Here is a 26,744-nt window from a genome sequence, read left to right as displayed (position 1 = left end):
GTCCACCGTTTTTCTGAAACGGTGGGCTGCTCCGGGCGCCTGCCCTGTTCCGGGGATCGATATCAGAGCCCGAGGCCGCCGAAGCAGGCATATTTGGTGTCGAGATAGTCCTCGATGCCCTGATGCCCGCCTTCGCGGCCGAGACCGGATTCCTTGACGCCGCCGAACGGCGCCTCGGGCGTGGTGATCAGGCCTTCATTGACGCCGACCATGCCGTATTTCAGGCCTTCCATCACCCGGAAGGCGCGGCCGAGATCGCCGGTGTAGAAATAGGCGGCGAGGCCGAATTCGGTGTCATTGGCCAAGGCGACCGCCTCTTCCTCGGTCTCGAACTTGAACACGGGCGCGATCGGCCCAAAAATCTCTTCCTTCATGAAGCGCATGTTCGGCGTGGCGCCGGCAATCACGGTCGGCTGGAAGAACGAGCCGCCGAGTGCATGGCGCTTGCCGCCGGCGACCACCTTGCCGCCCTTCGACGTCGCGTCGGCGATGAATTCCTCGACCTTCTCGACCGCCTTCTCGTCGATCAGCGGCCCCTGCTGCACGCCTTCCTCAAGGCCCGAGCCGACCTTGAGGTTGTTGCTGGCGGCAGCCAGCTTCTCGACGAACTTGTCGTAGATGCCGGCCTGCACGAGGAAGCGGTTGGTGCACACGCAGGTCTGGCCGGAATTGCGGTACTTGGCCGTGATGGCGCCGGCGACGGCGCGCTCGACATCGGCGTCGTCGAAGACCAGGAACGGTGCGTTGCCGCCGAGCTCCATCGACACTTTCTTGACCGTCGCGGCCGACTTCTGGATCAGGATCTTGCCGACTTCGGTCGAGCCGGTGAAGGTGATCTTCTTGACCAGCGGGTTGGCGCAGATCTCGTCGCCGATCTCGCCGGCCGAGCCGGTCAGGATGTTGACGACCCCCTTCGGGAAGCCGACCTCCTCGGCCAGCGCGCCCCAGGCGAGGCCCGAATAGGGCGTCTGCGAGGCGGGCTTGACCACCGCGGTGCAGCCGGCGGCCAAAGCCGGGCCGATCTTGCGGGCAAGCATCGAGGACGGGAAATTCCACGGCGTGATGGCTGCAATGACGCCCACCGGCTCCTTGGTCACCAGGATACGGCGGTCGCCCCATGGCGACGGCACGATGTCGCCATAGACGCGGCGGCCTTCCTCGGCGAACCACAGGATGTAGCTGGCGGCCGAGCCGATCTCGCCCTTGGATTCGCTAAGCGACTTGCCCTGCTCGATGGTCAAGAGCTCGGCCAGCACATCCTGATTGTCCATCATCGCGTCATGCAACTTGCGCAGGAGCTTCGAGCGCTCGAGCGCGGTGGTCTTGCGCCAGCCCTTGAAGGCTTCCTCCGCTGCCTCGATGGCCCGGCGGGTCTCGGCCTTGCCAGCCTTAGGCACGGTGCCGATCTTGAGGCCGGTCGCCGGATTGTTGACGTCGATGGTCTGGCCGCTGTCGGCCTGCACCCATTCACCATTGATGAGATTGGCCTGGCGCATGAAATGGCTGGTTTTCTGAAGCATGGTCTGGCCTCCGTTCGGCGCGCTGATCGGCCGTTTTTCTGGATATCCGTTGGAGCGTGCTTCAAGAGCCGCACGCCGGCGCATTGCTCTTACCTAGGGAAAGGCGGGCAAGCAATCACAAGATGGCATATAGGGGTTAGGCCAGCAAAAGCGAGCCGCGTTCAGCGGCTCTATCCGAAGACGTGGATCACCACCGTCAGCCAGAACGACGTGGTCGCCACCGCGCTGGCGGTGGCAAGCGTCATCTGGTTCGAGGCCAGCGCCTGGCCGGTATTGAACTGGACGGCGATCAGATAGGAGTTGATGCCCGAAGGCAGTGCCGCAACCACCACCGCGACCTTGGCCGTCAGCGGCGGCAGGCCGAGCAGCCAGACGAAGGCCAGCACCAGCGCCGGCATCAGGAACAATTTCAGCGCCGACAGTGCCAGCGCCGGCCTGATATTGCCGGAGATGCCGAAGCGGCGCAGGCTGAGCCCCATGGCGAACAGCGCCACCGGACCGGCCGTGTCGGCGAGCGTGTTGACCAACCGTTCGACGAGATCCGGCATCGGCGCGCCGGTGAGGCGCCAGCCGAGCCCCACCAGGATGCCGATGATCAGCGGATTGAGGAACAGGCGCCTAAGGAAGTTTTTGACGACGCGCAGCGGATGCACCATCTCGCCGCTGCCGCGCCCGAACATCTCGAACAGCACGATCGAGGCCATCATCATGATCGGCAGGTGGACCGAGACCAGCAGCGACAGCACCTCGAAGCCGCTGGCGCCGAATATGCCGAGGACGAAGGGCGCGCCGAGCAGCACGACGTTGGAATAGGCCGAGGACACGCCACCGACGATGCCCGCGCGTGCATCTCGCTTGAAGACGCGCGTCATCATCAGATGGCCCGCGGCCCATGTGATGGCAGCCGCCGCAAAATAGGCGCCCCACAGCGACCAGGGCGTGACGCCATGGAAATCCGATTTGACCATGGTCCGGAAGAGCAGCAGCGGCATCGCCACGCTGACGGCGAATTCGGAAATGCCCTCCCCGCTCGCCGGCTTCAGATAGAAGGTGAGCCCGGTCAGATAGCCGAGCGCCACAAGGCTGAAGACGAAGAGAACGGTTTCGGTGAGCGGAGTCATTTCTTGGGCGGAGACATTTTTCCCGTGATAGGCGAGCCCCGATCGCGGTGCAATCGCGTCGAACGGAACCACGCTCCATTTGCTCCGCTGCCCCGCTGCTTGTCTTTCAGCCTGCTTTGCGGTCCCTATATGCCAATCACGACCTTGCCTTTGCGGGCTGTCATAGGACTTCCGAATGCTGCGACTTGCCCTGGCGCTCTTCCTGCTTGCCGTTCCCACCCTGGCCCACGCGACCGACGCGGGCTGGGCGTTGCTGCGCGACGGCGGCCATGTCGTGCTGCTTCGCCATGCCTTCGTCACCGGAGCTGCCGACCCGGCCAATTTCGACATCGGCAATTGCGCCACGCAGCTCAACCTGTCGGAGCGCGGCAAGCAGCAGGCAAGCCGCATCGGCGCGCTGTTCGCGGCGCGCTCGGCGCCGATCGATCACGTGCTCTCCAGCCGCTACTGCCGCTGCCTCGATACTGCCCGCATCGCTTTCGAATCCGAGCCGCAGCCCTTCGCGCCGCTCGACCTGCTCAAAACCGACCCGGCCGAAAAGGCCGCGCAGATGGCCGCGATCATCAAGGAGATCCGCGGCTATTCCGGCTCCGACAATCTGGTGCTGGTCACGCATGTGGAAAACATCGAGGCGCTCACCGGCGTCGCGCCGCGCGAGGGCGAGGCCGTGGTGGTGGCGCCGGACGGTGATGGTCTCAAGGTGCTCGGACGCGTCACCTTCTAAGGCGTCGCCGGCTAGTGTTGCCGAAATACAACTCCTGGAAGAAGCCGCGAATCCGCCGCGACAATGCCGCTTGCGACAACCCGTCGCAGGGTCTATAGGCGCGCTCCCGGTCACGAAAACCGAAGCGAGCACAGCGGTTTGGAGCTTTCGCCTCCGCCCGCGCAGTCGGCTTTGCCGCGCTGTGTACGGTGCCGTTTCGGAGTGTTGGGACTTGCGGGTGTAGCTCATGGAGAGCGCCGGATTTGGTCCGGAGGCAGGGTTCGATTCCCACACCCAACGACACGGATAGCTCAGTTGGGTAGAGCATCAGACTCATAATCTGACGGCCGAAGGTTCGAATCCTTCTCCATTTGGCCTGACAAGCCAAGGCACCCTTTTACGGTGTTATTCGAAAACGGTCCGGGGACCGGAATGCGGGGACTTCACGGACGGCAAGGCTTCGGCCTCGCCGGGCGGCGATGTCCTGCGCCATCGGCTCGCGGCCAGGCCCGCGGTGACGATCAAGGCGCGGCGCGGCCGGCAAAGGAAGCTTCGGTTTCCGGCGCCCGCTTCGCCGCCCCGCGATCCGCTCCCGAAGGCCCGCCATGCGCCGATGCCACCGGTCTCCGGATCATTCGTGCCCGGGAGATGAAGTACGACGACGAGAAACGAAAGGACGATCGACGCATGACGTGACGCCTCGCATGGGGCCATGCCCGACAGGAGTAAGACAATGCAGACCATTCTCGAAAAGCTTCTTGGACGCCAGCGCGTCCTCGTGAAGGAAAATGAACGTGCCGTCGCCCTCTACAAGGGTGAGATCCAGGCGATCCTGATGCCGGGCGAGCATTGGCTCGCCAACCGGCGCGCCAACCTGGAAATCTCCAGGCACGACCTGAAGAACCCGGAATTCGTTTCGGCTTACGAGAAGGCGTTGTTCGACAAGCTCCCGGATGTGGCCGCGCGTCATCTCACCGTCGTCCGCACCGGGCGTACCGATGTCGCCGTCGTCGAGCGCGACGGCGCCTTGCATGCCGTGCTCAACCCGGATCGCAAGCTCGTGCTGTGGACGGATGCCGGCCCGTGGAAGGTCACGTCCGTCGACACGGCGGCCGATCTCGCCGTCGATCCGGCCTTGATGCGCCGGATCGGCCAGGCCCGGAAGACGGAACATGTGTTCCTCTATCCGGTCGTGGACGGCCAGGTCGGGTTGCTGTTCGTGGATGGCGTCTACACCCGCACGCTTGCCGCGGGTGTGCACGCCTTCTGGAATGTCGGGCGCATGGTCCAGGTGAAGGTCGTCGACGTCAAGCGCCAGTCGCTCGATGTCGCCGGGCAGGAAATGCTGACCAAGGATCGCGTGACGATCCGCGTCAACATCGCCGCCGAATACCGGGTCGTCGATCCGGTGACGGCGGTAAGCACGGTGAAGGACTTCTCCGAAGCCCTCTACCGCGCCCTGCAGTATGCCTTCCGCAAGACGCTTGGCGCGCTCACGCTCGACCAGATCCTCGACAAGAAGGTCACGGTCGACGAGGACGCGGCTGCCAAGGTGCGCGACGACATGGCCGCGATCGGGGTCGAGGTCAGCGATATCGCTCTCAAGGATGTGATCCTGCCGGGTGACATGCGCGAGATCCTCAACCAGGTGGTTTCGGCCGAGAAGCAGGCCGAGGCCAACGTCATCCGCCGCCGCGAGGAGACGAACGCCACCCGTTCGCTTCTCAACACGGCCAAGGTGATGGCCGAGAACCCGGTGATGCTGCGACTGAAGGAGCTCGAGGCTCTCGAGGCCATCGCCGGCAAGGTCGAGCGGCTCACCGTCCACAACGGGACGGGCGGGTTGCTCAACGACCTGGTCAGGCTCCGCGACTGATGCATGTCGCCCAAAGTGGTTCCGGCTTTGGGAAGACGGCATGCGAAACAAAGCTGACGCAGCGTCAAATGGGAGGGGCCGCCGGGCAGGCCGGCGGCCCTTCTTGCGTTCCCAAAGCCGACATCCCATCTGCCCCGGCGCGTCAGGCCTTTTCCTGCCGGGAAAAACCGATTAGACAGCGCCCAAACAAGATGCGGACAGATTCCGCCCGCAACCGAAGGAAGAGCCCTTGTCCACCACGTTCGAGAAAGTCGCCAAGATCATTGCCGACACCAGCGAGATCGATATCGACACCATCACGCCCGAGAGCCACACGATCGACGATCTCGGCATCGACAGCCTCGATTTCCTCGACATCGTCTTTGCCATCGACAAGGAATTCGGCATCAAGGTGCCGCTCGAGAAGTGGACGCAGGAGGTCAATGACGGCAAGGCCTCGACCGACGACTACTTCGTCATGAAGAACCTGTGCGCCAAGATCGACGCGCTGGTCGCGGCCAAGGCCGCCTGAGCCGGCTCGGGCGCGGTCTTGACGCGCCCCGCCAGCTGACCCACAACAGCCGCCCATGAGTTCTCACGACGTCGTCATCACCGGCATCGGCCTTGTCTCTTCGCTTGGAGAGGGTCCTGATGCGCATTGGCAGAAGCTCACCCGACCGGGCCTTGAGCCGGTGCTCGAGGCAGGGCGCTTCGCGCCCTACACCATCCATCCCCTGCCCGAGATCGACTGGAACCTGCAGATCGCCAAGCGCGGCGACCAGCGTCAGATGGAAACCTGGCAGCGTCTCGGCACCTACACCGCCGGCCTGGCGCTCGACGATGCCGGCATCAAGGGCAATGACGAGCTTTGCGCCACCATGGACATGGTGGTGGCGGCCGGCGGCGGCGAGCGCGACGAAGCGGTCGATGCCGCGATCCTGGCTGCCTCCGAGAGCCGCAACGACCGCGACGTGCTGCTCAACGAGAAGCTGACCACGGAACTGCGGCCGACTTTGTTCCTGGCCCAGCTCTCCAACCTGCTCGCCGGCAACATCTCGATCGTCCACAAGGTCACCGGTTCGTCGCGCACCTTCATGGGCGAGGAAGGCGCCGGCGTCTCGGCCGTCGAGACGGCGGCGGCGCGCATTCGCTCGGGGCAGTCGACGCATGTTCTGGTCGGCGGCGCCTTCCAGACCGAGCATTCCGACATGCTGCTCGGCTACGAGCTTGCCGGCTACCTGCATCGCGGCCCGTGGAAGCCGGTCTGGCAACGCCAGGGCTCAGAAGGCGGCGGCGTGGTCACGGGCTCCGCCGGCGCCTTCCTGGTGCTCGAGCAGCGCGAGCACGCAAAGAACCGAGGCCGCAAGATCTACGCCGAGCTTGGCCCCGTCGTCTCCGGCCGCGCCAGGCGCCGGCAAGGCGAGTTGAATTCAGAGATTGCTGCGCTGCTGAAGCAGGCCGCCCTTCCCGACGGGGATCTGCTCACGATTTCCGCCGCCTCCGGCGCCCATGCCGCCACCGCGGCCGAAAAGGCCGTTCTCGATGCCAACCCGGCTTTGGCCGTGCGCGCCTTCTCGACGCTGACCGGCCATATGAAGGAGGCTCAATTCCCCTTTGCGGTTGCGCTCGCGGCAATGGCCGTCGACCGCGGGGCGGGTTATCCTGCCTTCGATGCCACGGTGGAGCGCCCATTCGAAGGCGTCCCCAATTCCGTCCTTGCAACCGCGATCGGCTACCACCAATTCGAGGGCCTGGGGCTGGTTAAAGCCGCTTAGATCGGTTTTTCGCAATTCCCGGGCGGAAAACCGCTACACACTTTTCCTGGAATTGCTCGATAACGAGGCAGACAAAGCATGGCCAATCTTCGCGATCACATGGGCAGGCCGATCGTCGCCGTTACCGGTATCGGCGTCGTGACCTCGCTCGGCGTCGGCAAGGCCGACAATTGGGCGGCGCTGACCTCGGGCAGATCCGGCATCCATCCGATCACCCGCTTTCCGGTCGACCACCTCAACACACGCATTTCCGGCATGGTCGACTTCCTGCCGTCGAGCTCGAAGGGCGCCAGCCACCTCACCTACGAACTGGCCGAGACGGCGGCTCAGGAGGCCGTCTCGGAAGCTGGTTTGGAGTCCGGCGATTTCGGCGGCCCGCTGTTCCTGGCCTCGCCGCCGGTCGAGCTCGACTGGATCGACCGCTTCTCGCTTTATAATTCCGACAAGCAGGACGCCGGTGCCGAAAGGTTGCTGCGCGTGGCGCGCGGGCTGAAGGAACTGGATGTCTTCGAGACTACGCAGTTCGGCTCGATCGCCGATCGCCTGGCCGACCGTTTCGGCACGCGTGGCCTGCCGATCACGCTGTCGACCGCCTGCGCCTCGGGCGCCACCGCCATCCAGCTCGGGGTCGAGGCGATCCGGCGCGGCGAGTGCGACAAGGCGCTGTCGATCGGCGCCGACGGCTCGGCCACCGCCGAAGCGCTGATCCGCTTCTCGCTGCTCTCGGCCCTTTCCACCCACAATGATATCCCCGAAAAAGCCTCAAAGCCCTTTTCCAAGGACCGCGACGGCTTCGTGCTGGCTGAAGGCTCCGGCGCGCTGGTGCTGGAATCGCTGGAAGGCGCCCTTGCGCGCGGCGCGACGATCCTCGGCGTCATGCGCGGCTGCGGCGAAAAGGCCGACGATTTTCACCGCACCCGCTCCAAGCCCGATGGCTCGCCGGCGATCGCGGCGGTGCGCGCCGCTCTTGCCGATGCGGGCCTTGGCGAAGACGAGATCGACTACGTCAATGCGCACGGCACCTCGACGCCTGAAAACGACAAGATGGAGCACCTGTCGCTGTCCACCGTCTTCGGCGAGCGCATCGGCTCGATGCCGATCTCGTCGAACAAGTCGATGATCGGCCACACCCTGTCGGCCGCCGGCGCGGTGGAGGCCGCCTTCTCGCTGATGACCATGCGCGAAAGCGTCATCCCGCCGACGATCAATTACGACAATCCCGATCCGGCGATCGTCCTCGACGTCGTGCCGAACAAGAAGCGCAACGCCGAAGTCGGCACGGTTTTGTCGAATTCCTTCGGCTTCGGCGGCCAGAACACCTGCCTTGTCATGGCGCGGGAACCGGTCTAAGCGGACTTTTTCCGCCAATGCATGTCGTGCAAAAGTAAAATCGGTTTTGCGACGACATGCATAAAACAAAGAACTAAAGCGCAACGCGCTTTTGATCAGAACCCGACAGGCCACATGCGCGCATTGCAACTTATCGAGGACCGCCGCCTTGAAACGGTGGACCTGGCGCCTCCCCCGCCGCCTTCGCTGGGCGAAGTGACGCTCCGCATCAAGGCGGTGGCGCTCAACCATATCGACGTCTGGGGCTGGCGCGGCATGGCGTTTGCCAAGCGCAAGCTGCCGCTGGTCGTCGGCGCCGAGGCCGCCGGCGAGGTCGAGGCGGTTGGACCGGGCGTCTCCAACTTGCTGCCGGGACAATTGGTGTCGATCTACGGCGCGCGCACCTGCGGGCTCTGCCGCGCCTGCCGCGAAGGCCGCGACAATCTGTGCGAGCATGTTTCAGGCGTGCATGGCTTCCATCTCGACGGCTTTGCCCAGGAAAAGATCAACCTGCCGGCGCGTCTTCTGGTGCCCGCGCCTCCCGGCGTCACCGAGATCGGCGCGGCGGTCGCGCCCGTCACCTTCGGCACGGTCGAGCACATGCTGTTCGACAACGCCAGGCTGGAACCGGGCGAAACCATCCTCGTCCATGCCGGCGGCTCCGGGATCGGCTCCGCTGCCATCCAGCTCGCAAAGAAGATGGGCTGCAGTGTCATCACCACGGTCGGCTCGAACGACAAGATCGACAAGGCCAGGGCGCTTGGCGCCGACCATGTCATCAACTACCGCGAGGATCGTTTCGAAGGCGTCGTGCGCAAGCTGACCAGGAAGAAGGGCGTCGACGTGGTGTTCGAGCATGTCGGTGCCGACACCTTCGCCGGTTCCATGCTGTGCTTGAAGCGCGGCGGCCGTCTCGTCACCTGCGGCTCGACCTCGGGCGTGTCGACGCAGGTCAACCTGATGCAGCTGTTCCAGCAGCAGCTGAAGCTGCTCGGCTCCTTCGGCTGCCGCATGGAGAACATGGCCAACGCCATGCAGAAGATGGCGGCCGGCCTCGTTGCGCCGGTTATCGACACGGAAGTCGGCTTCGACGACATCGACGCCGCGCTGACGCGCATGGAAGGCCGCGACGTCTTCGGCAAGATCATCCTGCGCGTTTCCTAAGACACGATGGTCGGCAAAGTGTTCAGGAAAGCCCGCCGGGACTTCATGTTCCGCTACGGCCGGCGGCTGCGCCAGCTGGAGCATTGGCTGGTCGCCAAGCTCGCCATCGTATTACTCTCGCTGCTGCGCCTTCTGCCGCCGGACAGCGCGCTCAACTTCGCCGACCGCGTCGCCCGCCGCATCGGCCCGATGGTCGGGCGCCACCGCGTTGCGGTCAACAACCTGCGCCTTGCCTATCCGCAAAAGAGCGACGCCGAGATCGAAGCCATCGCGCGCGACATGTGGGGCAACATGGCCCGCCTCGCCGCCGAATACATCTTCCTCGACGCGCTGTTCGACTTCGATCCGAACGCTTCGAAGCCCGGCCGGGTCGAGGTAGGCGGCGTCGAACATTTCCACGAGATCGCCGGCGAGACGAAGCCGCATATCCTGTTCACCGGCCATCTCGGCAATTTCGAGTTGCTGCCGGTGGCCGCGGCCACCTTCGGCATGAACATCACCGCGCTGTTTCGCCCGCCGAACAACCCCTATCTAGCCGACTACATCCACTCGACCCGCCGCTCCTCGATGGGCGCCCTGCTGCCCTCCGCCGCCGGCGCGTCCTTCGCCCTTGCCGCCATCCTCGAAAAGGGCGGCAATATCGGCGTGCTGGTCGATCAGAAATTCTCGGGCGGCGTGGAGACGACTTTCTTCGGCCGCCCATGCCAGAGCAATCCGATGCTCGGCATGCTGGCCCGCCACTACGACTGCGATGTCTATCCCGCCCGCTGCGTCAGGCTGCCGGGCAACCGCTTCCGCCTGGAAATCGAGGACAGGCTGACCTTGCCGCGCACCGAAGGCGGCAGCGTCGACGTCAGCGCCACCACCCAGCTGCTCGCCGATGTGGTCGAGCGCTGGGTGCGTGAGGACCCCGGCCAGTGGATGTGGTTCCACAAGCGCTGGGAAATCAGCGGCCGTCGCCGCAAGCGCGGACAGGCAAAAGGCGCCTCCTGAGATTACGAACAGCCATTTCCGGCCGGAAATGCCTTGAGGGCTTCGCCACTTGGAAAAAAGGAAAAGCCGCGAAGATCAAATCTTCGCGGCTTCGATATTGACTTGGCGATCAGGCCCACAAAGCAACTCAGAAGAGCGGCACCGCGAAGTTCGGCCGGTACGTGTCCATGGTAGCGCCATTGCGGTCTTCGGAAAGCAGGGTATCCGAGCCGAAGCTCGCCCTTAGGCCGGCGACATACTTGTGGATGTTCGCGCTGCCCGAAGCCCCGGATACCGTCAGGTGGTCCCACTGATAGCGCCCAAACACGGACCAAGGCGTGCCAGAAAACCGGTATGTCGCCTGCAGCGCGCCTGTGAAAGTGTCGAGATGACCGCCATCAGCTGACAATCTCGAGTAGCCGAGCTCACCATCGAAGCGAAGGTTGTCTTGGGCAAAAAAGCGCACCACGCCGCGACCGCCCCAGTTGTCGAAATGTTCGGATTCGCCGCTTGCCCGCAGCTGACCGTAGTAAATCTGACCGTAAAGGGTCACGTTGCCGAAATAGGCCTGAGCTTCCGGGCCGACGGTGAAGCTATAGAGGTTCGCGTCGCTTAGACCTTCGTCGCCGCCATATCCATTGAGCGTCGCAAACCCGCCGAGCGCATAAGAACCCGGGTCGCGCCAGTAGGCGTGAACGGCCCCGCCAAAGCTGTAGATGTTCGTGCCCTGCACCCAAAGCGAATCGACGACGGCATCGGTCTGGATATTCCAGCGGGCATCGATCGGGAAATTGACGCGAACGGCGCCGCCGGCTCCGGTACCGGTCTCATGATCGCCAGGAACCGAAAAATAAAGACCGCCGAGATAGAGTTCGCCATAGCCCGAAATATGCGGCTGTGCGAGTTCCTGATCCAGAACAACCGGCGCGTCCGCAGCGAAGGCCGGCGTTGCTGTCGCCGCGATCGCAGCGCCTAGAAAAAATCGATACATGCTTAGCCCCCGAGGCCATTGCAATGAACACATCACACCTATCATTGCAGCATCGGCCAAGCCAGCTTTGTCGGCGGATCAACGCGCCTAAGTCCTTGTTTTTCGGTGCTTGTGAGGCATTGCTGCAACGCTTCAAGGCGAATTCGCACGCAGGCGGCAAATGCCACCCTGCGCATTTATCGATCACAGGTCCGACCAGACTCAGTTGGTGACGACGATCCGTGTGTTGCCGAAACCGACTTCCTTGACCATCGAATAGAAGGTCGCGGCGTTGGACGGATGCAGGCGCACACAGCCGTGCGACGCCGGGCGCCCGAGATTTCTTACCGACCCGGTGCCGTGAATGGCGTAGCCGCCGTGGAAGAACACCGAATACGGCATCGGCGAGTTGTCATACTTGCGCGAATACCACATCCGGGCGGTCCATTGCGGCCGGTAGCTGCCGCGCGGCGTGAAGTAGCCCTTGCGCGCCGTCGACACGCTCCAGCGATAGACGACCTGGCCGTATTTGCTGACGGTCATGGTCTGCGAGGAGACGTCGATATTGGCGACTAGCGTGGCCGCCCGACTTGCGATGGACATGCCGAACAACGCAGTTGCCAGCGCGGTTGCCGTGAGAACGAACTTTTTCATGCGATCAAACCCCTTTGATTGCCCCCTGCCATTCGCGCGGTTCTTCCATCTTTTTGCCGGCAGATGCGTTAAGTACCACACACTCCTTGACGAAACCGCCTATCCAATCCAATGAATTTGAACGATTTTCGCGGTATAGTTGCCGCCGCGCCACGCACCCTCTGAAGTTTAGGCGAGGCGTTGGTCCATGCTTCGGTCGTTGTGTGGCAATGGGCGACTGGTCGCTTGCAAAAGCGCCGCGTTCCTTCTTCAATCTGCCGGATGAATGAGCGACTTCTCAAGGCGGTCGAGGACCGGACCGACGACCTCGTTGCGCTGACCGCGGACCTGATCCGCTTTCCGACCGTAAACCCGCCGGGCGAAGCCTATCGGCCATGCGCCGAGTTTCTCGGCGCGCGTCTCAGGAAGCTCGGCTTCGAAACCGAGTTTATTCGTGCCGAGGGCGCGCCCGGCGACAGCGACCGCTACCCGCGCGTCAACGTCGTTGCCCGTTTCGAGGGCCGCTCGCCCGGTCCCTGTGTGCATTTCAACTCGCATATAGACGTGGTTGAGGCCGGCGACGGCTGGACCGTCGATCCCTTCGCCGGCGTGGTAAAGGACGGCAAGGTCTATGGCCGCGGCGCCTGCGACATGAAGGGCGGTCTGGCTGCCTCCGTCATTGCCGTCGAAGCCTTCATGGAAGTCTATCCTGATTTCCCCGGCGCCATCGAGATATCGGGCACGGCGGACGAGGAATCGGGCGGCTTCGGCGGCGTCGCCCATCTGGCGAGGCTCGGCTATTTCTCCAAGCCGAAGGTCGACCACGTCATCATCCCCGAGCCGCTGAACAAGGATCGCATCTGCCTTGGCCATCGCGGCGTGTGGTGGGCCGAGATCGAGACCAAGGGCGAGATCGCGCATGGCTCGATGCCGTTCCTCGGCGACAATGCGGTGCGCCATATGGGCGCCGTCCTGCAGGCCTTCGAGGACGAGCTGTTCCCGGCCCTCGACCGCAAGATGACGCGCATGCCGGTGGTGCCGGAAGGCGCCAGGCGCTCGACCATGAACATCAATTCCATTCATGGCGGCCAGACCGACGATTTCCGGCCGGGGCTTCCCTCGCCCAACGTGCCCGATTGGTGCCGGCTCACCATAGACCGGCGTTTTCTGCTCGAAGAAGACATCGCCGCCGTCAAAGGCGAGGTCACCGGCATTCTCGAACGGCTGAAACGCGAGCGCAGAAAATTCGACTACGAGATCCGCCACCTGATGGAGGTGCTGCCGCTGATGACCGAGCGCGACGCGCCGGTGGTGCAGGCCGTAGCCAAAGGCATCATGGCGGTGTTCGACCGCGAACCGGATTATGTGATCTCGCCGGGCACCTACGACCAGAAGCATGTCGCGCGCATTGGCCACCTCTATGACTGCATCGCTTATGGCCCGGGCATTCTCGACCTCGCCCACCGGCCGGACGAATGGGTCGGCATCGCCGACATGGTGGAATCGGCCAAGGTGATGGCTATCGGCCTCAATGTGCTCTTGCGCGGTACAACCGGCTGATCCGCAAAAACATTCCGCCTGGCGCCGCCCGGCAGCACGAAACGCAATTTACTCGCAGGCCAAATCACGCTTCTATCCGCCAGCTTGAGCGCATTTTGAGCAAATGGGAGTTCAGCGATGAAATTGTGGAAGACCATCCTGGCCGCGGCTGTGCTGTCGCTTGCCGCCGCCACGTCGGCCTTTGCCGCACGCACCGACCTCACGCTCGGCATCGTGCTTGAGCCGCCGCATCTCGATCCGACCGCCGGCGCGGCCGCGGCCATCGGCGAAGTCACCTATGCCAATGTCTTTGAGGGGCTGACGCGCATTGACGACAACGGCCAGGTTCAGCCAGGTCTCGCCGAGAGCTGGGCCGTCTCTGACGACGGCAAGGTCTACACGTTCAAGCTGCATTCCGGCGTGAAGTTCCACGATGGCTCGGCCTTCAGCGCCGACGACGTGAAATTCTCGCTGGACCGAGCGCGTGCCAAGGATTCGCTCAATCCGCAAAAGCAGCTCTTTGCGCACATCACCGATGTCACGACGGTCGATCCGGCGACGGTCAAGGTCAGTCTCGACGGACCGCAGGGCAGTTTCCTCAACGACATGGGCCAGGTTGCGGCGGTGATCGTGGCGAAGGCATCGGCCGACGGCAACAAGGACAAGCCGATCGGCACCGGTCCATTCAAGCTCGATCACTGGGCCAAGGGTTCCGAGATCACGCTCGTCAAGAACCCGGACTATTGGGGTACGCCCGCCGCGCTCGACAAAGCGACGTTCCGTATCGTGCCCGACGCGGCCGCGGCTGTCCCCGCATTGCTCTCGGGCGACATCCAGGCTTTCGCCAACATGCCTGCACAAGACGCGCTCGAGCAACTCCAGTCCGATCCGCGCTTCAGCGTCGTGATCGGCTCGACCGAGGGCGAGACGATCCTGTCGATCAACAACAAGAAGCCGCCTTTCGACAAGCTTGCGGTGCGGCAGGCGCTCGCCTCCGCGATCGATCGCAGCGCCATCATCGCCGCGGCCTCGAACGGTCTTGGAAGGCCGATCGGCTCTCATTTCTCGCCAGGCGATGCGGGCTATGTCGATCTCACCGGCGTCTATCCGCACGACATCGCCAAGGCCAAGGAGTATCTGAAGGAAGCGGGGCTGGAGAACGGCTTTTCGGCCACGATCAAGCTGCCGCCCGTACCTTACGCACGCGACGGCGGCCAGGTGATTCAGTCCCAACTGAAGGACATCGGGGTCAATCTGCAGATCATCCCGGTCGAATGGGCGGAGTGGCTGAGCCAGGTCTTCACCAACAAGGACTACGACCTGACGATTGTTTCCCATGTCGAGCCAAACGACATCGATATCTATTCGCGGCCCGGCTACTATTTCCAGTATGACAATCCGAAGTTCAACGATGTCATCAAGGAGCTCGGCACCACGGTCGACAAGGACAAGAGGCTGGAGCTGCTGGGCGAGGCGCAGAGGATTCTCGCGCACGACGTGCCCGCCGTCTACCTGTTCGAGCTGCCCAAGATTGGCGTCTGGGATGCCAAGGTGCAGGGCATGTGGACGAACTGGCCGATCGAGGCTGACGATCTGACCAAGGTGAAGTGGACGGATTGAGGCCGGCGCGATCGCCCGATCGCCTCCCATGACCGCCTATCTCCTGAAACGCATCATCATCGCCGCCCTCACCCTGGTGCTGGCCTCGATCGTGGTGTTCGCGGTCATGGAGATCCTGCCCGGCGACCCGGCGCGCCTGATGCTGGGCCTCAATGCCAGCGCCGACCAGGTCGAGGTGCTGCGCAACCAGATGGGGCTGAACGCGCCACTGGTGCTGCGCTATCTCCACTGGGCGGGAGGCTTGCTCAGCCTCGATTTCGGCCGCTCCTACACCTATTCGGTGCCCGTCATCGACCTGGTGCGCGAACGCGTCGTCGTCTCCCTGCCGCTGGCGCTGATCGCGCTGGCGCTCTCGACCATCATCGCCATTCCGGTCGGCGTGTTCTCCGCCAGCCGCCAGGGCCGCGCCGGCGACACGCTCGCCATGGGCGCCGCCCAGCTCGGCGTCGCTGTGCCGAATTTCTGGTTCGCGCTGATCCTGATCTATCTGTTTGCCGTGTGGCTGCGGCTGGTACCCGCCGGCGGTTTCCCCGGCTGGAGCGCCGGCATCTGGACGGCGCTGAAATCCCTGTTCCTGCCCGCCATCGCGCTCGCGCTGCCGCAGGCGGCGATCCTCGGACGCGTCGCCCGCTCGGCGCTGATCGAGGTGCTCAACGAGGACTATATCCGCACCGCGCGCGCCAAGGGCCTGCCGTATCGCGCCGTGCTCTGGCGCCACGCGTTGCGCAACGCCATGATCCCGGTGCTCACCATCCTCGGCCTGCAATTCGCCTTCCTGCTTGCCGGCACCATCATTATCGAGAATGTCTTCTACTTGCCTGGTCTCGGCCGGCTGATCTTTCAGGCGATCACCCAGCGCGACCTGATCGTGGTCGAGAGCATCGTTATGCTGCTGGTCGCCGCCGTGATCCTGATCAACCTCATCGTCGATTTCTCCTACGCCATCGTCGACCCGCGCCTCAGAGCAATTCCAGGAAAAGTGCGTAGCGGTTTTCCGTCCGGAATTGCGCCAAAACAAATACTGAGAGCGGTTCAGCGATTCCGCGAAACGCGGAACCGCTCGAGAGGTCGGCAATGACGATGCGCGTCGACCTGCCGGAAGAAACGCTTGCCGGCGTGCTGGCCAAGGCCTTCGGCAACCGCTCCTTCCTGATCGGCTTGATCATCACGCTGCTGGTTGTGGCCGTCGCGCTCCTCTCCTTTGCCTGGACGCCATACGACGTCGCCAGGCTGGTGATCGCCGACAAGACGCAGGCGCCCTCCTGGGCGCACTGGTTCGGTACCGACCATTTCGGCCGCGACATCCTGTCGATGATCATGGTCGGCGCCCGCAACTCGATCGCCGTGGCGCTGGTCGCGGTCGGCATCGGCATGGGCATCGGCATGCCGCTCGGCGCCGTCGCCGCGGCGCGCGGCGGGATAGTCGACGAGGCGCTGATGCGCCTCAACGATCTCGTCTTCGCCTTTCCGGCGCTGCTTTCGGCAATCATGATCACCGCGATCTTCGGTCCGGGCGCCGTCAACGCCATCATCGCCATCGGCATCTTCAACATACCTGTCTTCGCGCGTGTCGCCCGCGCGGGCGCGCTGGCCATCTGGCCGCGCGAATTCATCCTTGCCGCGCGCGCCGCCGGCAAGGGCATGACACAGATCACCGTCGAGCACATCCTGCCCAACATCGCGACGCTGCTGCTGGTCCAGGGCACGATCCAGTTCGCGCTGGGCATCCTCGCCGAAGCCGGGCTTTCCTATGTCGGCCTCGGCGCCCAGCCGCCGATGCCGAGCTGGGGCCGCATGCTGTTCGACGCCCAGACGCGCATGGTGATCGCGCCCTGGATGGCGATCTTCCCCGGCATCGCGATCGTCGTCACCGTGCTTGGGCTGAACCTGCTCGGCGACGGCATTGCCGACATCCTCGATCCGAAATCGCGGCGGCGCAGATGAGCCTGCTCGAGATCGAAAACCTGTCGCTTTCGATCGGCGATACGCCGATCCTGAAAGGCGTCGAGCTGACAATCGCACCGGGCGAGGTCGTCGGCCTGGTCGGCGAATCCGGCTCCGGTAAGTCGATGACGGCGCTGACTGTCATGCGGCTGCTGCCGCATCTGGCTCGCGCGGAGGGCCGCGTCGCCTTCGACGGCATCGACATCCTCGGCGCGGGCGAGGACCAGATGTGCGCCTTGCGCGGCGACGATATCGGCATGGTCTTCCAGGAGCCGATGACAGCGTTGAACCCGGTCAAGACGATCGGCGAGCAGGTCGCCGAGGGCATTCGCTGGCACACCAAGGCGGGCCGCGCCGAGGCCGAGGAGCGCGCGCGAAAAATCCTCGACCGCGTCGGCCTGCCCGAGGCCAAATTCCCGCTGTCGCGCTATCCGCACGAACTATCGGGCGGCCAGCGCCAGCGCGTCGTCATCGCCATCGCCTGCGCGCTGAAGCCGAAGCTGCTGATCGCCGACGAGCCGACGACGGCGCTCGATGTGGTGCTGCAGGCGCAGATCCTCGATCTTTTGCGCGACTTGGTCAGCGAGAACCGCATGGGGTTGCTGCTCATCTCGCACGACCTCGCCGTGGTGACCGAGATGGCCGATCGCCTGACCATCCTGCGCAACGGCGAAGTGATGGAAGCCGGCGAAACCGCGCGCACGCTGTCGGAGCAACAGCATCCCTATACGCGCGAGCTGGCATTGGCCTCGATGCATGTGCCGGCGCGCCCGAAACCGCACCTTGCCGGATCGGCAAAACCCCTGCTCGAAGTCGAGGGCGTCGGCCGGGACTATCCGGGGCGGCGCAAATCGCTGTTCCGGCCGGCGCAACCGATCCGCGCCGTCGACGATGTCTCGCTCACCATCGAGCCCGCGCAATCGGTGGCGCTCGTCGGCCGCTCGGGCTGCGGCAAGTCCACGCTTGCCCGCATGATCCTCGCGCTGGACAAGCCGACGGCGGGCACGATCCGCTTTCGCGGCGAGCCCATCACCGGCAAGCCGGAGTCGACGCTGAAGCCGGCCCGACGCGACATGCAGGTCGTGTTCCAGGATCCCTACGGTTCCTTCGACCCGCGCCAGAAGGTCGAGAAGCTGGTGGCCGAGCCGCTGCATCTTCTGGAAAAGCAGCCGGCAAAGGCCGAGCGCCGCGAGATGGTTGCGCATGCGCTGCAGGAAGTCGGCCTCGGCCAGCGCGACATGGACAAATACCCGCATGAATTCTCCGGCGGCCAGCGCCAGCGCCTGTCGATCGCCCGCGCCATCATCACCCGTCCGAAGCTGGTGGTGGCCGACGAGCCGGTATCGGCGCTGGACGTCTCGATCCGCGCCCAGATCCTCGACCTTTTTGCCGAGCTCAACCAGAAGCTCGGCATCGCCTATCTCTTCATCACCCATGACCTGACGGTCGCCCGCGCCATGGCGGACGAGGTGCTGGTCATGCATGAAGGCAAGATCGTCGAACGCGGCCGGGCGGCCGAGGTGCTCGACCATCCGCGCTCGGAGGCGGCGCAGGCGCTGGTCGCGGCGGCACCTGACCTCCACCGCGCTATCGCGCGGCGCATGCAGGAACAGGGGTGAGCCAGCTTCCTTGTTTGACGCGATTGCTGACGGCAGGCTATGGCGAAATAGCCGAGCCTAAACGCTCACGCTTGTCCTGGAATTGGCTCAGTCCTCCGGCTTCACCAAATCGACGGGGCTGATGTCGAGCAGGTCGAGCGTGCGGCGCAGAAGCTTCACCTCGCTCTCCGCCAGCCTGGAATCGGCCTTGGCGATCTCGGCCATGTGGCGCGCAAGCAGCTTCCGGCGCTCGACATCGAGGTCGCGGAACAGCGCAATCGCCTGCGAGCCGTTGGTCTCGTAGCCATAATCGTTGAGATATTCGATGACGCTGTCGATGCTGGCCCCCGGAATGCCGAAGGCTTCCTTGCAGATATGCCGGAAGACGACCATCTCGCTCTCCGAGACCGAGCCGTCAGCCAGGATCATGCGGAACAGCATCAGCAATTCCGCCGACAGCACAGGGTCGTCCGCCACCTTGCGCACACCCGGGTCACCGTCGAAGATCGAACGTATCTGGTCGAGCAGCGCCATCGCCACCAAGCTCCCTTTGCGATTCCGCCTGATTGTTAGAGCAAATTCAGGAAAAGTGTGAGCGTTTAGGCTCGGCGACTTCGCGTAGCCTTCCGACCGGAATTTGCGTCAAAACAAGAACAGAGCGGTTCGGCGGGTGACGGCGAACCGCTCTGGCGTGGAATCGCTCTTGCGCAAACTGGTGGAGCGTGATGGAAGCTGCCGTTTCCTTCCAGGCGCCCCTCCCCGATGATCGACCTTACCCTGCAGACTGTCCTTATTCTCGTCGCCGCCGCTTTCGCGGCAGGCTTTGTCGATTCGATCGCCGGCGGCGGCGGGCTGATCACCATCCCAGCTTTGCTGCTCGCCGGCTTTTCGCCGGTGGCAGCACTTGGCACGAACAAATTGCAGGGCATGTTCGGGTCCGGCTCGGCCACTATCCATTACGCCGCCAAGGGTCAGGTCGACCTGCGCCGCCAGCTGCCGTCCGCCGCGCTGGCGCTTGCCGGCGGCGCGGTCGGGGCGCTTTTGGCGACCGTCGTGCCCGGCGAATTCATGCGCGCCCTGCTGCCGGTGCTGCTGATCGCCATCGCGCTCTATTTCGCGCTGAAGCCGAACATGGGCGACGTCGACCGCGCCGAGCGGCTGTCGCCCTTCCTGTTCGGACTGAGCGTCCCGCCGCTGATCGGCTTCTATGACGGGCTCTTCGGTCCCGGCGCCGGCTCCTTCTACATGCTCGCCTTCGTCACGCTTGCCGGCTACGGCGTGCTCAAGGCGACGGCGCACACCAAGCTGCTCAATTTCGCTTCCAACATCGGCGGCTTCGTCGTTTTCGCCGCCGTCGGCGTCATCGATTGGAAGATCGGCTTGATGATGGGCGTGGCGCAGTTCATCGGCGCCCGTGTCGGCGCAAGCTTGGCCATCCGGATTGGCGCGAAGCTGATCAAGCCGCTGCTGGTGACCGTGTGCGTGGCGCTCGCGATCAAGCTCTTGGCCGATCCCGCCAATCCTTTGCGCCAACTGGTTGGTGTGTGAGGCCTCCTGCTGTTAGAGTTCTGGTGTTGCGAATCATGTTGGAGGGACCAGACATGAATCTCAGTGCGCCCACCCAGATCGTGTTCATTATTTCGTTGGTTATCGCCGTCATCGGCCTTCTTGCCGCGCTTGGCGTTCTTGCATTCATTCCGCTTGCGTCCGTTTGGATCATGCTTATCGCCTACATCGTGCTCGCCGCCGGCTGTTTGATGCGCGGCGCCTGAGCACAGCATTCTCAGGCAACTCGGAGCGCCCGGCCCTGCCGGGCGCTTTTGATTTTCGAGGGGGTGTTCTGCTAGGTTCGGATCATGTCCGACGAGCCAGAGCGCCATCGCCAGGATAATCGCTCTCCCGCCCTCCATTTCGAGATGGTGCGGCGCAAACCCGCCGCCTCGCTTGCGGGCATCGTCACGGATATCTGCGGCTATCGCGAGACCTGTCCCGGCCATTTCCGCATCGTCGAATATGCTTCGCTGACCGTGCCGCTGGTGATCAGCTTCGCCGAAGCCTTTGCCATTGGGCTCGGCCACAGCCCGGGCGACAATGACCGCTACGCCAGCTTCGCCGCCGGCCTCTATGCCGGGCCGGTCATGATCGAATCCTTTGGCGGCGCCTGCTGCATCCAGGTCAATTTCACCCCGCTCGGCGCCAGGCAGTTCTTCGGCCTGCCAATGAGCGAGTTGCGCGATCGCATGGTCGGGTTGGACGATGCGCTGGGCTTTGACGGCATGGCATTGCGCGACCGGCTCGGCGAGGCATCAGATTGGAACGCGCGCTTCGACATTGCCGAGGGGTTCATCACCAGCCGCCTTGTCGAGGCGAATGCGCTTTCACCGGAAATCGCCTGGGCCTACAGGGCGGTCATTGCGTCGGGCGGCCGCACCCGCATTTCGACTCTCGCCGGCGAGATCGGCTGGAGCCGCAAGCATCTGGCGGCGAGATTCACCGACGCGATCGGCATCGGCCCGAAGACATTGTCGCGCATCGTGCGCTTCAACCGCGCGCTGTCCCTGTCGAAGCGGCAGGACAATGACTGGGCCGGCATCGCCGCCGATTGCGGCTACGCCGACCAGGCGCATCTGGTGCGCGAGTTCCGTCAGTTGGCCGGCGAAACGCCGACCGGGCTCGCTGCGTCGATGTAGGCCTGACCGAGGTAACATTTCTTCAAGACGCCGAGACCGCCTTTGCACAGACTGGCGTTCATCAACCGACCCAGGGAGATTGTCATGCCGACAGCAAACGAAGCACCCCGTCTCTATCCGGCTCTGCGCTACAGGAACGCCGCCAAGATGATCGACTGGCTCAGCGAGGCCTTCGGCTTCGAACTGCGCGCCCGCTATGGCGAGGGCGATATCGTCCACCATGCCGAGCTCGCTTTCGGGTCCTCGATGATCATGCTGGGTACGGCGCGCGACGACGATTACGGCAAGATGGTCGGCGAGCCCGGCGGCGGCGGCAAGTCGATCTACATCGCCGTCGATGACGCCGACGCCGCCTATGCGCGTGCCAAGAAGGCCGGCGCGAAAATCATCCAGGAACTGGTCGACCGCGACTATGGCAGCCGCGAGTTCATCTGCCTCGACCCGGAAGGCAATGTCTGGTCCTTCGGCACCTATTGGCCGAAGGCGGGAGAGAAGGCTTGAGGCCATCAGCGACGCTGGAGATTGGCCGCGACCTGCCAGCTTCGTCATCCACGGGCGGAGCGGGAGCGTAGCGGACGCGCAGACCCGAGGATCCATTTCCGTGACCTTGATCGAAGAGCGCAGCGGCGCAGAATTCTGCACCCTCGCAACGTTTTGACGTCACGGAATGGATTCTATGGTCTGCGCGCGTCGCTTCGCTCCTTGCTCCGCCATAGAATGACGACGCGACAGGGCAGCTCCGAGGTTGGCGAAAGCGCCTGAACTTCGTCATCCACGGGCGGAGCGGGAGCGTAGCGGACGCGTAGACCCGAGGATCCATTCCGTGATCTTGATCGAAGGGCGCGGCGGAGCAGAATTCTGCACCGTTGCAACGCCTTAACGTCACGGAATGGATTCCATGGTCTGCGCGCGTCGCTTCGCTCCTTGCTCCGCCATGGAATGACGACCAAATGACACGTGTTGGTGAGAGGCCTATCGCGCCAGCCCAAAAATCGCGTCGCAGTCGAGGTGTCTCTCCAGCTCGGCCGCGACCTCGTCCAGCGCCTTCTCGACATCCGCACGATAGTCGATGCCGCCTCCCTTGACTCCAAGGCTCTCCAGATAGGCGGCGCGAAAAGCGTCGGCGGAAAACAGTCCGTGCAGATAGGTGCCGATCACCTTTCCGTCCGCGGAGACCGCGCCGTCCTCGACACCGTTGAGGATCGTCGATGGCCGCGCCGTGTCGGGGCCGGTGGTACGGCCGAGATGGATTTCGTAGCCTTCGAGCGGCAGGCCGAACTGCACCGAATGCGCGCTTGAATTGCGAACGGTCTTTTCAGGCTCCATAACCGTTTCGATTTCGAGCAGGCCGAGTCCCTCGGCTTCTGTCACGCTGCCTTCGATGCCGTCGGGATCGCGCACCATCCGGCCGAGCATCTGGTAGCCGCCGCAGATGCCGACGACATGGCCGCCGCGCTTGCGATGGGCGAGGAGATCGCGGTCCCAGCCGTTCTCGCGGAATTTCAGGAGATCGCCGATCGTCGATTTGGAGCCGGGGATGACCACCAGCCCGGCATCTTCCGGCAGCTTCTTGCCCGGCGGCACGAACACCACCTCGACCTGCGGCTCGGCTTTCAGCGGGTCGAGATCGTCGAAATTGGCGATGCGCGCCAGCATCGGCACCGCGACCTTCAGCGCCCGCTTCTCGCCGGAAGCGAGGCGTTCGAGCACCACCGAATCCTCGGACGGCAGCCGCCCGGCCGCCTTCAGCCACGGCACGACGCCGAAGCAACGCCAGCCGGTGAATTTTTCGATTGCGCTTATCCCGTCGTCGAACAACGAGACATCGCCGCGGAACTTGTTGATGAGATAGCCGGCGAGCAAGCGCCGGTCTTCCTCCGGCAGGATCAGATGGGTGCCGGCCACGGACGCAATCACGCCGCCGCGGTCGATGTCGCCGACCAGGATCACCGGCACATTGGCGCGCGTGGCAAAGCCCATATTGGCGATGTCGCGGCTGCGGAGATTGATCTCGGCGGGCGAGCCCGCGCCCTCGACGATGACCAGATCGGCGCCCTCGCCAACCTGCGCCCAAGAATCGAGCACGGCGTTCATCAGTCCGGCTTTCATCGCCTGGTAGTCGCGCGCCCGCGCCTCGCCATAGACTTTGCCCTGAACCACCACTTGCGAGCCGATATCGCTCTGCGGCTTGAGCAGCACCGGGTTCATGTGGACGGTCGGCCTCACCCCGCAGGCCAGCGCCTGCAGCCATTGCCCGCGGCCGATCTCGCCTTCGCCGGCTTTGTCGTCGCCCGGAATATCGGCAACGGCAGCATTGTTCGACATATTCTGCGGCTTGAATGGCCTAACCTTCAGCCCGCGATTCTTCGCAGCACGGCAAAGCCCCGCCACCAGCACGGTCTTGCCGACATCCGAGCCGGTGCCCTGCAGCATGATCGCTTTCGCCATCAGCCCCTTCCCCGCGAGTCGATTGTCGATTTCTGCGCCAGCGGTCCGCCGCGCCAGAGATAGAGCGCCATCAGCGGTTCCTTGCCCGTGCGCATGGCATGATTGACGTTGGAAGCGTGGTGGATGACCTCGCCGGCGTCGCGAAATTGAAAGTTCCCCTCGCCCATCCGCCATTCCGTGCCGCCGGTCAGCGGGATGTAGATCTCCTCGGCGATATGGTGGTGGTCGGGATAGACGATGTCGGGCCCGAGGATCAGCAGGCCGGCCGCGACCTTGTCATTGACGAAATGCCCGCGCGTGCCGAACACTTCCAGCCAGCCGTAATTGTCGACAAAACTCTGCCCGAAATCGGCGGCGGTATAGGTCTGCCCCCAGCGCAACTCGTCCCGATGGTCGGCAACAAATCGCGTCAATGGCCTGGCGTCGGCCGGAGCCAACTCGGCGATCCGCTCGAGATGGCTAAGGCAGCCGAGCGCGCGCGGTTCGAGAGAACGCACAGGCATGTCCCAGCCGATGCGCGCGACTTCGTCCATCACCAGATCGCTGTCGACGCCCGCGAGACAGGCTTGGAATCGCTCCAGCAACTCATCGAAAATTGTCGGCACGCACGAGCTCCGTTAGCCATTCCACGCACAGCCGGTTCTCAACGGCCCGGGTTGCGCGGCGGCATCATTGGTCTAGATTGATCGGCGCGCAAAGCCAAAAACGACAGGCCAGAAGGCCTGAAACGACAGGGAGCACGCCATGGACGCGGCAGTCGATGCGGGCACTGGCCAATTCGAACTCAACGAGGAACAGCGCGCCATCCAGGAGATGGCCCGAGCCTTCGCGGCGGATCGCGTCGCGCCCAATGCGCTCGACTGGGACAAGGCAAAGCACTTCCCCGCCGATGTGATCCGCGAGACCGGGCCGCTCGGCCTCGGCGGCATCTATGTGCGCGACGATGTCGGCGGCTCGGCGCTTGGGCGGCTGGATGCCGTGCTGATCTTCGAGGCGCTTGCCCACGCCGATCCGGCCTTCTCATCCTTCATTTCCATCCACAACATGGCGGCCTCGATGATCGACCGCTTCGGCAGCGACGAGCAGCGCCACCGCTTCCTGCCGAAACTGACCTCTATGGAGTGGCTCGCGAGCTATTGCCTGACCGAGCCCGGTTCAGGCTCGGATGCGGCCGCGCTGAAGACGCGCGCGGTAAAGAGCGGCGGCGACTATGTCTTGAACGGCGCCAAGCAGTTCATCTCCGGCGCCGGCGACAGTGACCTATATGTCGTGATGGCGCGCACCGGCAGCGATGGCCCGAAAGGCATTTCGACCTTCGTCGTGCTCAAGGATGCGTCGGGCCTGTCCTTCGGCGCCAACGAGCACAAGATGGGCTGGCACATGCAGTCGACCCGCCAGGTCATCTTCGAGGATTGCAGGGTGCCGGCCGACAACCTGCTTGCCGCGGAAGGCGCCGGCTTCGGCATCGCCATGGCCGGGCTCGACGGCGGGCGGCTCAACATCGCAGCCTGTTCGCTCGGCGGCGCGCAGTCGGCGCTCGACAAGGCGCTAGCCTACACCGCCGAGCGCAAGGCGTTCGGCGCCAAGATTAATCAATTCCAGGCGCTGCAGTTCAGGCTGGCCGACATGGAAACGGAACTGCAGGCGGCCCGCATCTTCCTCTATGCCGCCGCTTCCAAGCTTGACCGCAAGACGTCCGACGCCGGCAAATGGTCGGCCATGGCCAAGCGCTTCGTCACCGATATCGGCTTCGACATCGCCAACCAGGCGCTGCAATTGCACGGCGGCTACGGCTATCTGCACGATTACGGCATCGAGAAGCTGGTCCGCGACCTGCGCGTCCACCAGATCCTCGAAGGCACCAACGAGATCATGCGCGTCATCATCGCGCGGGCGTTGATTGGGCGCTGACGCAAAATCGGGAGAAAACGATGGCAACCATCGCCTTCATCGGCCTCGGTAATATGGGCAATCCGATGGCCGCTAACCTTGTCAAGGCTGGTCATTCGGTGTTGGGCTTCGACCTTGTGCCCGACAACCTGACCGTCGCGAAAGAACACGGCGTGACCGTAATGGCGAACGCCGTCGCCGCGGTGAAGGACGCCGACGTCGTCATCACCATGCTGCCGGCCGGCAAGCATGTGCTGTCGGTTTATGAGGACATCGCGCCCAATGCCAGGAAAGGCGCGCTGTTCATCGATTCCTCGACCATCGATGTCGAATCGGCTCGCAAGGCGCATGCCATTGCTGCGAAGCACGGTCACCCGTCGATCGACGCACCCGTCTCCGGCGGCACCGGCGGCGCCACGGCCGGCACCCTCACCTTCATGGCCGGTGGCTCGGATCAGGCGTTTGCCGCCGCCGAGCCGATCCTGAAGCCGATGGCCGGGCGCGTCGTTCATTGCGGCGGCGACGGCGCAGGCCAGGCCGCCAAGATCTGCAACAACATGATTCTCGGCATCTCGATGATTGGCGTAGCCGAAGCCTTCGTGCTGGCCGAAAAGCTGGGCCTTTCGCACCAGGCGCTGTATGACGTCGCCTCCACATCCTCGGGCCAATGCTGGTCGCTCACCACCTATTGCCCGGTGCCCGGCCCCGTGCCGGCTTCGCCGGCCAACCGAGACTACAAGCCCGGCTTTGCCGCCGCGCTGATGCTGAAGGACCTGAAATTGTCGCAGGAAGCCGCGCAGAACGCGGGCGCCGCGACCCCGCTCGGCGCCGAAGCCACGCAGCTCTATGCCTTGTTCAACGCCCAGGGCCACGCCGGCGCCGATTTTTCCGGCATTATTAATTTCCTCCGCGGAAATCCGGCATAAACCACTGCTTTTCAATGATTATTTCCACAATTTGCCGGTGCGAAGCC

General features: G+C 64.0%; 25 protein-coding genes and 1 tRNA gene. 19 read left to right on the top strand and 7 right to left on the bottom strand.

Going from position 1 to position 26,744, the window contains the following annotated elements; translation table 11 throughout:
- Nucleotides 1–62: 62 nt before the first annotated feature.
- Both FJ419_RS09410 and FJ419_RS09405 read right to left on the bottom strand, forming a co-directional pair.
- On the bottom strand, nucleotides 63–1,520 hold the full coding sequence (locus FJ419_RS09410) for an NAD-dependent succinate-semialdehyde dehydrogenase (protein ID WP_140690065.1): 1,458 nt from the start codon (nucleotides 1,518–1,520) through the stop codon (nucleotides 63–65).
- A gap of 170 nt (nucleotides 1,521–1,690) precedes the next feature.
- Nucleotides 1,691–2,641 (bottom strand): AEC family transporter, encoded by a 951-nt coding sequence (locus FJ419_RS09405; RefSeq protein ID WP_140690058.1) that lies wholly within the window; start codon nucleotides 2,639–2,641, stop codon nucleotides 1,691–1,693.
- A gap of 175 nt (nucleotides 2,642–2,816) precedes the next feature.
- On the opposite strand from FJ419_RS09405, the gene FJ419_RS09400 reads away from it, so the two are divergent.
- The 8 genes from FJ419_RS09400 (at nucleotide 2,817) to FJ419_RS09365 (ending at nucleotide 10,460) form a co-directional block, all read left to right on the top strand.
- Complete coding sequence (locus FJ419_RS09400; protein ID WP_140690052.1) at nucleotides 2,817–3,365, top strand: histidine phosphatase family protein; 549 nt, start codon at nucleotides 2,817–2,819, stop codon at nucleotides 3,363–3,365.
- Nucleotides 3,366–3,648: 283 nt separating this feature from the next.
- Nucleotides 3,649–3,714: transfer RNA gene (locus tag FJ419_RS09395), tRNA-Ile, on the top strand.
- A gap of 363 nt (nucleotides 3,715–4,077) precedes the next feature.
- Nucleotides 4,078–5,220: a slipin family protein gene (locus FJ419_RS09390; protein ID WP_140690045.1), complete on the top strand. Its 1,143-nt coding sequence runs from the start codon at nucleotides 4,078–4,080 to the stop codon at nucleotides 5,218–5,220.
- 229 nt (nucleotides 5,221–5,449) lie between these two features.
- The gene (locus FJ419_RS09385) at nucleotides 5,450–5,731 is read left to right on the top strand and encodes an acyl carrier protein (protein ID WP_027167184.1); all 282 of its coding nucleotides are present in this window, start codon (nucleotides 5,450–5,452) and stop codon (nucleotides 5,729–5,731) included.
- Nucleotides 5,732–5,786: 55 nt separating this feature from the next.
- Complete coding sequence (locus tag FJ419_RS09380; protein ID WP_140690040.1) at nucleotides 5,787–6,974, top strand: beta-ketoacyl-ACP synthase; 1,188 nt, start codon at nucleotides 5,787–5,789, stop codon at nucleotides 6,972–6,974.
- 78 nt (nucleotides 6,975–7,052) lie between these two features.
- Nucleotides 7,053–8,324, top strand: coding sequence for a beta-ketoacyl-ACP synthase (locus FJ419_RS09375; RefSeq protein WP_140690033.1), 1,272 nt, complete (start codon nucleotides 7,053–7,055; stop codon nucleotides 8,322–8,324).
- 114 nt (nucleotides 8,325–8,438) lie between these two features.
- Nucleotides 8,439–9,467 (top strand): zinc-binding dehydrogenase, encoded by a 1,029-nt coding sequence (locus tag FJ419_RS09370; protein ID WP_140690024.1) that lies wholly within the window; start codon nucleotides 8,439–8,441, stop codon nucleotides 9,465–9,467.
- Between the two features lie 6 nt (nucleotides 9,468–9,473).
- The gene (locus tag FJ419_RS09365; RefSeq protein WP_140690022.1) at nucleotides 9,474–10,460 is read left to right on the top strand and encodes a lipid A biosynthesis lauroyl acyltransferase; all 987 of its coding nucleotides are present in this window, start codon (nucleotides 9,474–9,476) and stop codon (nucleotides 10,458–10,460) included.
- A gap of 127 nt (nucleotides 10,461–10,587) precedes the next feature.
- Here FJ419_RS09365 and FJ419_RS09360 read toward each other — a convergent pair whose 3' ends face one another.
- Together FJ419_RS09360 and FJ419_RS09355 are read right to left on the bottom strand one after the other, a co-directional pair.
- Nucleotides 10,588–11,430, bottom strand: coding sequence for a hypothetical protein (locus FJ419_RS09360; protein WP_140690020.1), 843 nt, complete (start codon nucleotides 11,428–11,430; stop codon nucleotides 10,588–10,590).
- Between the two features lie 201 nt (nucleotides 11,431–11,631).
- Entirely contained in the window at nucleotides 11,632–12,063 is a 432-nt protein-coding gene (locus tag FJ419_RS09355) for a L,D-transpeptidase (protein ID WP_140690017.1), read from the bottom strand.
- 261 nt (nucleotides 12,064–12,324) lie between these two features.
- On the opposite strand from FJ419_RS09355, the gene FJ419_RS09350 reads away from it, so the two are divergent.
- The 5 genes from FJ419_RS09350 to FJ419_RS09330 all read left to right on the top strand — a co-directional run bounded on the left by FJ419_RS09350 (nucleotide 12,325) and on the right by FJ419_RS09330 (nucleotide 18,764).
- Complete coding sequence (locus tag FJ419_RS09350) at nucleotides 12,325–13,602, top strand: acetylornithine deacetylase/succinyl-diaminopimelate desuccinylase family protein (RefSeq protein ID WP_140690015.1); 1,278 nt, start codon at nucleotides 12,325–12,327, stop codon at nucleotides 13,600–13,602.
- Nucleotides 13,603–13,719: 117 nt separating this feature from the next.
- Nucleotides 13,720–15,201, top strand: a complete 1,482-nt coding sequence (locus FJ419_RS09345; RefSeq protein ID WP_140690013.1) for an ABC transporter substrate-binding protein — start codon at nucleotides 13,720–13,722, stop codon at nucleotides 15,199–15,201.
- A 28-nt stretch (nucleotides 15,202–15,229) separates the two neighbouring features.
- Entirely contained in the window at nucleotides 15,230–16,279 is a 1,050-nt protein-coding gene (locus FJ419_RS09340; protein ID WP_246679158.1) for an ABC transporter permease, read from the top strand.
- Nucleotides 16,276–17,145, top strand: a complete 870-nt coding sequence (locus FJ419_RS09335; RefSeq protein ID WP_140690011.1) for an ABC transporter permease — start codon at nucleotides 16,276–16,278, stop codon at nucleotides 17,143–17,145. Before FJ419_RS09340 ends, FJ419_RS09335 begins: the two co-directional genes overlap by 4 nt.
- Entirely contained in the window at nucleotides 17,142–18,764 is a 1,623-nt protein-coding gene (locus tag FJ419_RS09330) for a dipeptide ABC transporter ATP-binding protein (RefSeq protein WP_140690008.1), read from the top strand. Before FJ419_RS09335 ends, FJ419_RS09330 begins: the two co-directional genes overlap by 4 nt.
- A gap of 87 nt (nucleotides 18,765–18,851) precedes the next feature.
- Here FJ419_RS09330 and FJ419_RS09325 read toward each other — a convergent pair whose 3' ends face one another.
- On the bottom strand, nucleotides 18,852–19,283 hold the full coding sequence (locus FJ419_RS09325; protein WP_140690006.1) for a TerB family tellurite resistance protein: 432 nt from the start codon (nucleotides 19,281–19,283) through the stop codon (nucleotides 18,852–18,854).
- 222 nt (nucleotides 19,284–19,505) lie between these two features.
- On the opposite strand from FJ419_RS09325, the gene FJ419_RS09320 reads away from it, so the two are divergent.
- The 4 genes from FJ419_RS09320 (at nucleotide 19,506) to FJ419_RS09305 (ending at nucleotide 21,934) form a co-directional block, all read left to right on the top strand.
- Nucleotides 19,506–20,291, top strand: a complete 786-nt coding sequence (locus tag FJ419_RS09320; RefSeq protein ID WP_140690003.1) for a TSUP family transporter — start codon at nucleotides 19,506–19,508, stop codon at nucleotides 20,289–20,291.
- A gap of 53 nt (nucleotides 20,292–20,344) precedes the next feature.
- Nucleotides 20,345–20,515, top strand: coding sequence for a hypothetical protein (locus FJ419_RS09315; RefSeq protein WP_108702979.1), 171 nt, complete (start codon nucleotides 20,345–20,347; stop codon nucleotides 20,513–20,515).
- An 84-nt stretch (nucleotides 20,516–20,599) separates the two neighbouring features.
- Complete coding sequence (locus tag FJ419_RS09310; protein ID WP_140690001.1) at nucleotides 20,600–21,433, top strand: AraC family transcriptional regulator; 834 nt, start codon at nucleotides 20,600–20,602, stop codon at nucleotides 21,431–21,433.
- Between the two features lie 84 nt (nucleotides 21,434–21,517).
- Nucleotides 21,518–21,934 carry a VOC family protein gene (locus tag FJ419_RS09305; RefSeq protein ID WP_140689999.1) on the top strand — a complete coding sequence of 139 codons (417 nt, stop codon included), beginning with the start codon at nucleotides 21,518–21,520 and terminating at the stop codon, nucleotides 21,932–21,934.
- Nucleotides 21,935–22,405: 471 nt separating this feature from the next.
- Here the strand turns inward: FJ419_RS09305 and FJ419_RS09300 are convergent, their stop codons facing one another.
- Both FJ419_RS09300 and FJ419_RS09295 read right to left on the bottom strand, forming a co-directional pair.
- On the bottom strand, nucleotides 22,406–23,881 hold the full coding sequence (locus tag FJ419_RS09300; RefSeq protein ID WP_140689998.1) for a cobyric acid synthase: 1,476 nt from the start codon (nucleotides 23,879–23,881) through the stop codon (nucleotides 22,406–22,408).
- Nucleotides 23,881–24,486 (bottom strand): dimethylsulfonioproprionate lyase family protein, encoded by a 606-nt coding sequence (locus FJ419_RS09295; RefSeq protein ID WP_181170649.1) that lies wholly within the window; start codon nucleotides 24,484–24,486, stop codon nucleotides 23,881–23,883. Before FJ419_RS09295 ends, FJ419_RS09300 begins: the two co-directional genes overlap by 1 nt.
- A gap of 139 nt (nucleotides 24,487–24,625) precedes the next feature.
- Between FJ419_RS09295 and FJ419_RS09290 the strand changes: the two genes are divergently transcribed.
- Both FJ419_RS09290 and mmsB read left to right on the top strand, forming a co-directional pair.
- Nucleotides 24,626–25,792, top strand: a complete 1,167-nt coding sequence (locus tag FJ419_RS09290) for an isobutyryl-CoA dehydrogenase (RefSeq protein ID WP_140689996.1) — start codon at nucleotides 24,626–24,628, stop codon at nucleotides 25,790–25,792.
- On the top strand, nucleotides 25,789–26,697 hold the full coding sequence (gene mmsB, locus FJ419_RS09285) for a 3-hydroxyisobutyrate dehydrogenase (RefSeq protein ID WP_348642812.1): 909 nt from the start codon (nucleotides 25,789–25,791) through the stop codon (nucleotides 26,695–26,697). Before FJ419_RS09290 ends, mmsB begins: the two co-directional genes overlap by 4 nt.
- Nucleotides 26,698–26,744: the final 47 nt, after the last annotated feature.

This window comes from Mesorhizobium sp. B2-6-2, assembly GCF_006440615.1.
In the GTDB taxonomy this organism is placed as follows: Bacteria; Pseudomonadota; Alphaproteobacteria; order Rhizobiales; family Rhizobiaceae; genus Mesorhizobium.
Note: the sequence above shows the minus strand (reverse complement) of the source record. Positions and strands in the feature narration are given on the sequence as shown.

Bases quoted from the DNA above. Each gene is read 5' to 3' on its own strand.
- FJ419_RS09355 (WP_140690017.1), bottom strand. From the start codon at position 12,063: ATGAAAAAGTTCGTTCTCACGGCAACCGCGCTGGCAACTGCGTTGTTC.
- FJ419_RS09335 (WP_140690011.1), top strand. From the start codon at position 16,276: ATGACGATGCGCGTCGACCTGCCGGAAGAAACGCTTGCCGGCGTGCTG.
- FJ419_RS09330 (WP_140690008.1), top strand. From the start codon at position 17,142: ATGAGCCTGCTCGAGATCGAAAACCTGTCGCTTTCGATCGGCGATACG.
- FJ419_RS09305 (WP_140689999.1), top strand. From the start codon at position 21,518: ATGCCGACAGCAAACGAAGCACCCCGTCTCTATCCGGCTCTGCGCTAC.
- FJ419_RS09370 (WP_140690024.1), top strand. From the start codon at position 8,439: ATGCGCGCATTGCAACTTATCGAGGACCGCCGCCTTGAAACGGTGGAC.
- FJ419_RS09405 (WP_140690058.1), bottom strand. From the start codon at position 2,641: ATGACTCCGCTCACCGAAACCGTTCTCTTCGTCTTCAGCCTTGTGGCG.
- FJ419_RS09350 (WP_140690015.1), top strand. From the start codon at position 12,325: ATGAATGAGCGACTTCTCAAGGCGGTCGAGGACCGGACCGACGACCTC.
- FJ419_RS09340 (WP_246679158.1), top strand. From the start codon at position 15,230: ATGACCGCCTATCTCCTGAAACGCATCATCATCGCCGCCCTCACCCTG.
- FJ419_RS09380 (WP_140690040.1), top strand. From the start codon at position 5,787: ATGAGTTCTCACGACGTCGTCATCACCGGCATCGGCCTTGTCTCTTCG.
- FJ419_RS09365 (WP_140690022.1), top strand. From the start codon at position 9,474: ATGGTCGGCAAAGTGTTCAGGAAAGCCCGCCGGGACTTCATGTTCCGC.
- FJ419_RS09290 (WP_140689996.1), top strand. From the start codon at position 24,626: ATGGACGCGGCAGTCGATGCGGGCACTGGCCAATTCGAACTCAACGAG.
- FJ419_RS09410 (WP_140690065.1), bottom strand. From the start codon at position 1,520: ATGCTTCAGAAAACCAGCCATTTCATGCGCCAGGCCAATCTCATCAAT.
- FJ419_RS09300 (WP_140689998.1), bottom strand. From the start codon at position 23,881: ATGGCGAAAGCGATCATGCTGCAGGGCACCGGCTCGGATGTCGGCAAG.
- FJ419_RS09345 (WP_140690013.1), top strand. From the start codon at position 13,720: ATGAAATTGTGGAAGACCATCCTGGCCGCGGCTGTGCTGTCGCTTGCC.
- FJ419_RS09310 (WP_140690001.1), top strand. From the start codon at position 20,600: ATGTCCGACGAGCCAGAGCGCCATCGCCAGGATAATCGCTCTCCCGCC.
- FJ419_RS09390 (WP_140690045.1), top strand. From the start codon at position 4,078: ATGCAGACCATTCTCGAAAAGCTTCTTGGACGCCAGCGCGTCCTCGTG.
- FJ419_RS09360 (WP_140690020.1), bottom strand. From the start codon at position 11,430: ATGTATCGATTTTTTCTAGGCGCTGCGATCGCGGCGACAGCAACGCCG.
- FJ419_RS09400 (WP_140690052.1), top strand. From the start codon at position 2,817: ATGCTGCGACTTGCCCTGGCGCTCTTCCTGCTTGCCGTTCCCACCCTG.
- FJ419_RS09315 (WP_108702979.1), top strand. From the start codon at position 20,345: ATGAATCTCAGTGCGCCCACCCAGATCGTGTTCATTATTTCGTTGGTT.
- FJ419_RS09320 (WP_140690003.1), top strand. From the start codon at position 19,506: ATGATCGACCTTACCCTGCAGACTGTCCTTATTCTCGTCGCCGCCGCT.
- FJ419_RS09375 (WP_140690033.1), top strand. From the start codon at position 7,053: ATGGCCAATCTTCGCGATCACATGGGCAGGCCGATCGTCGCCGTTACC.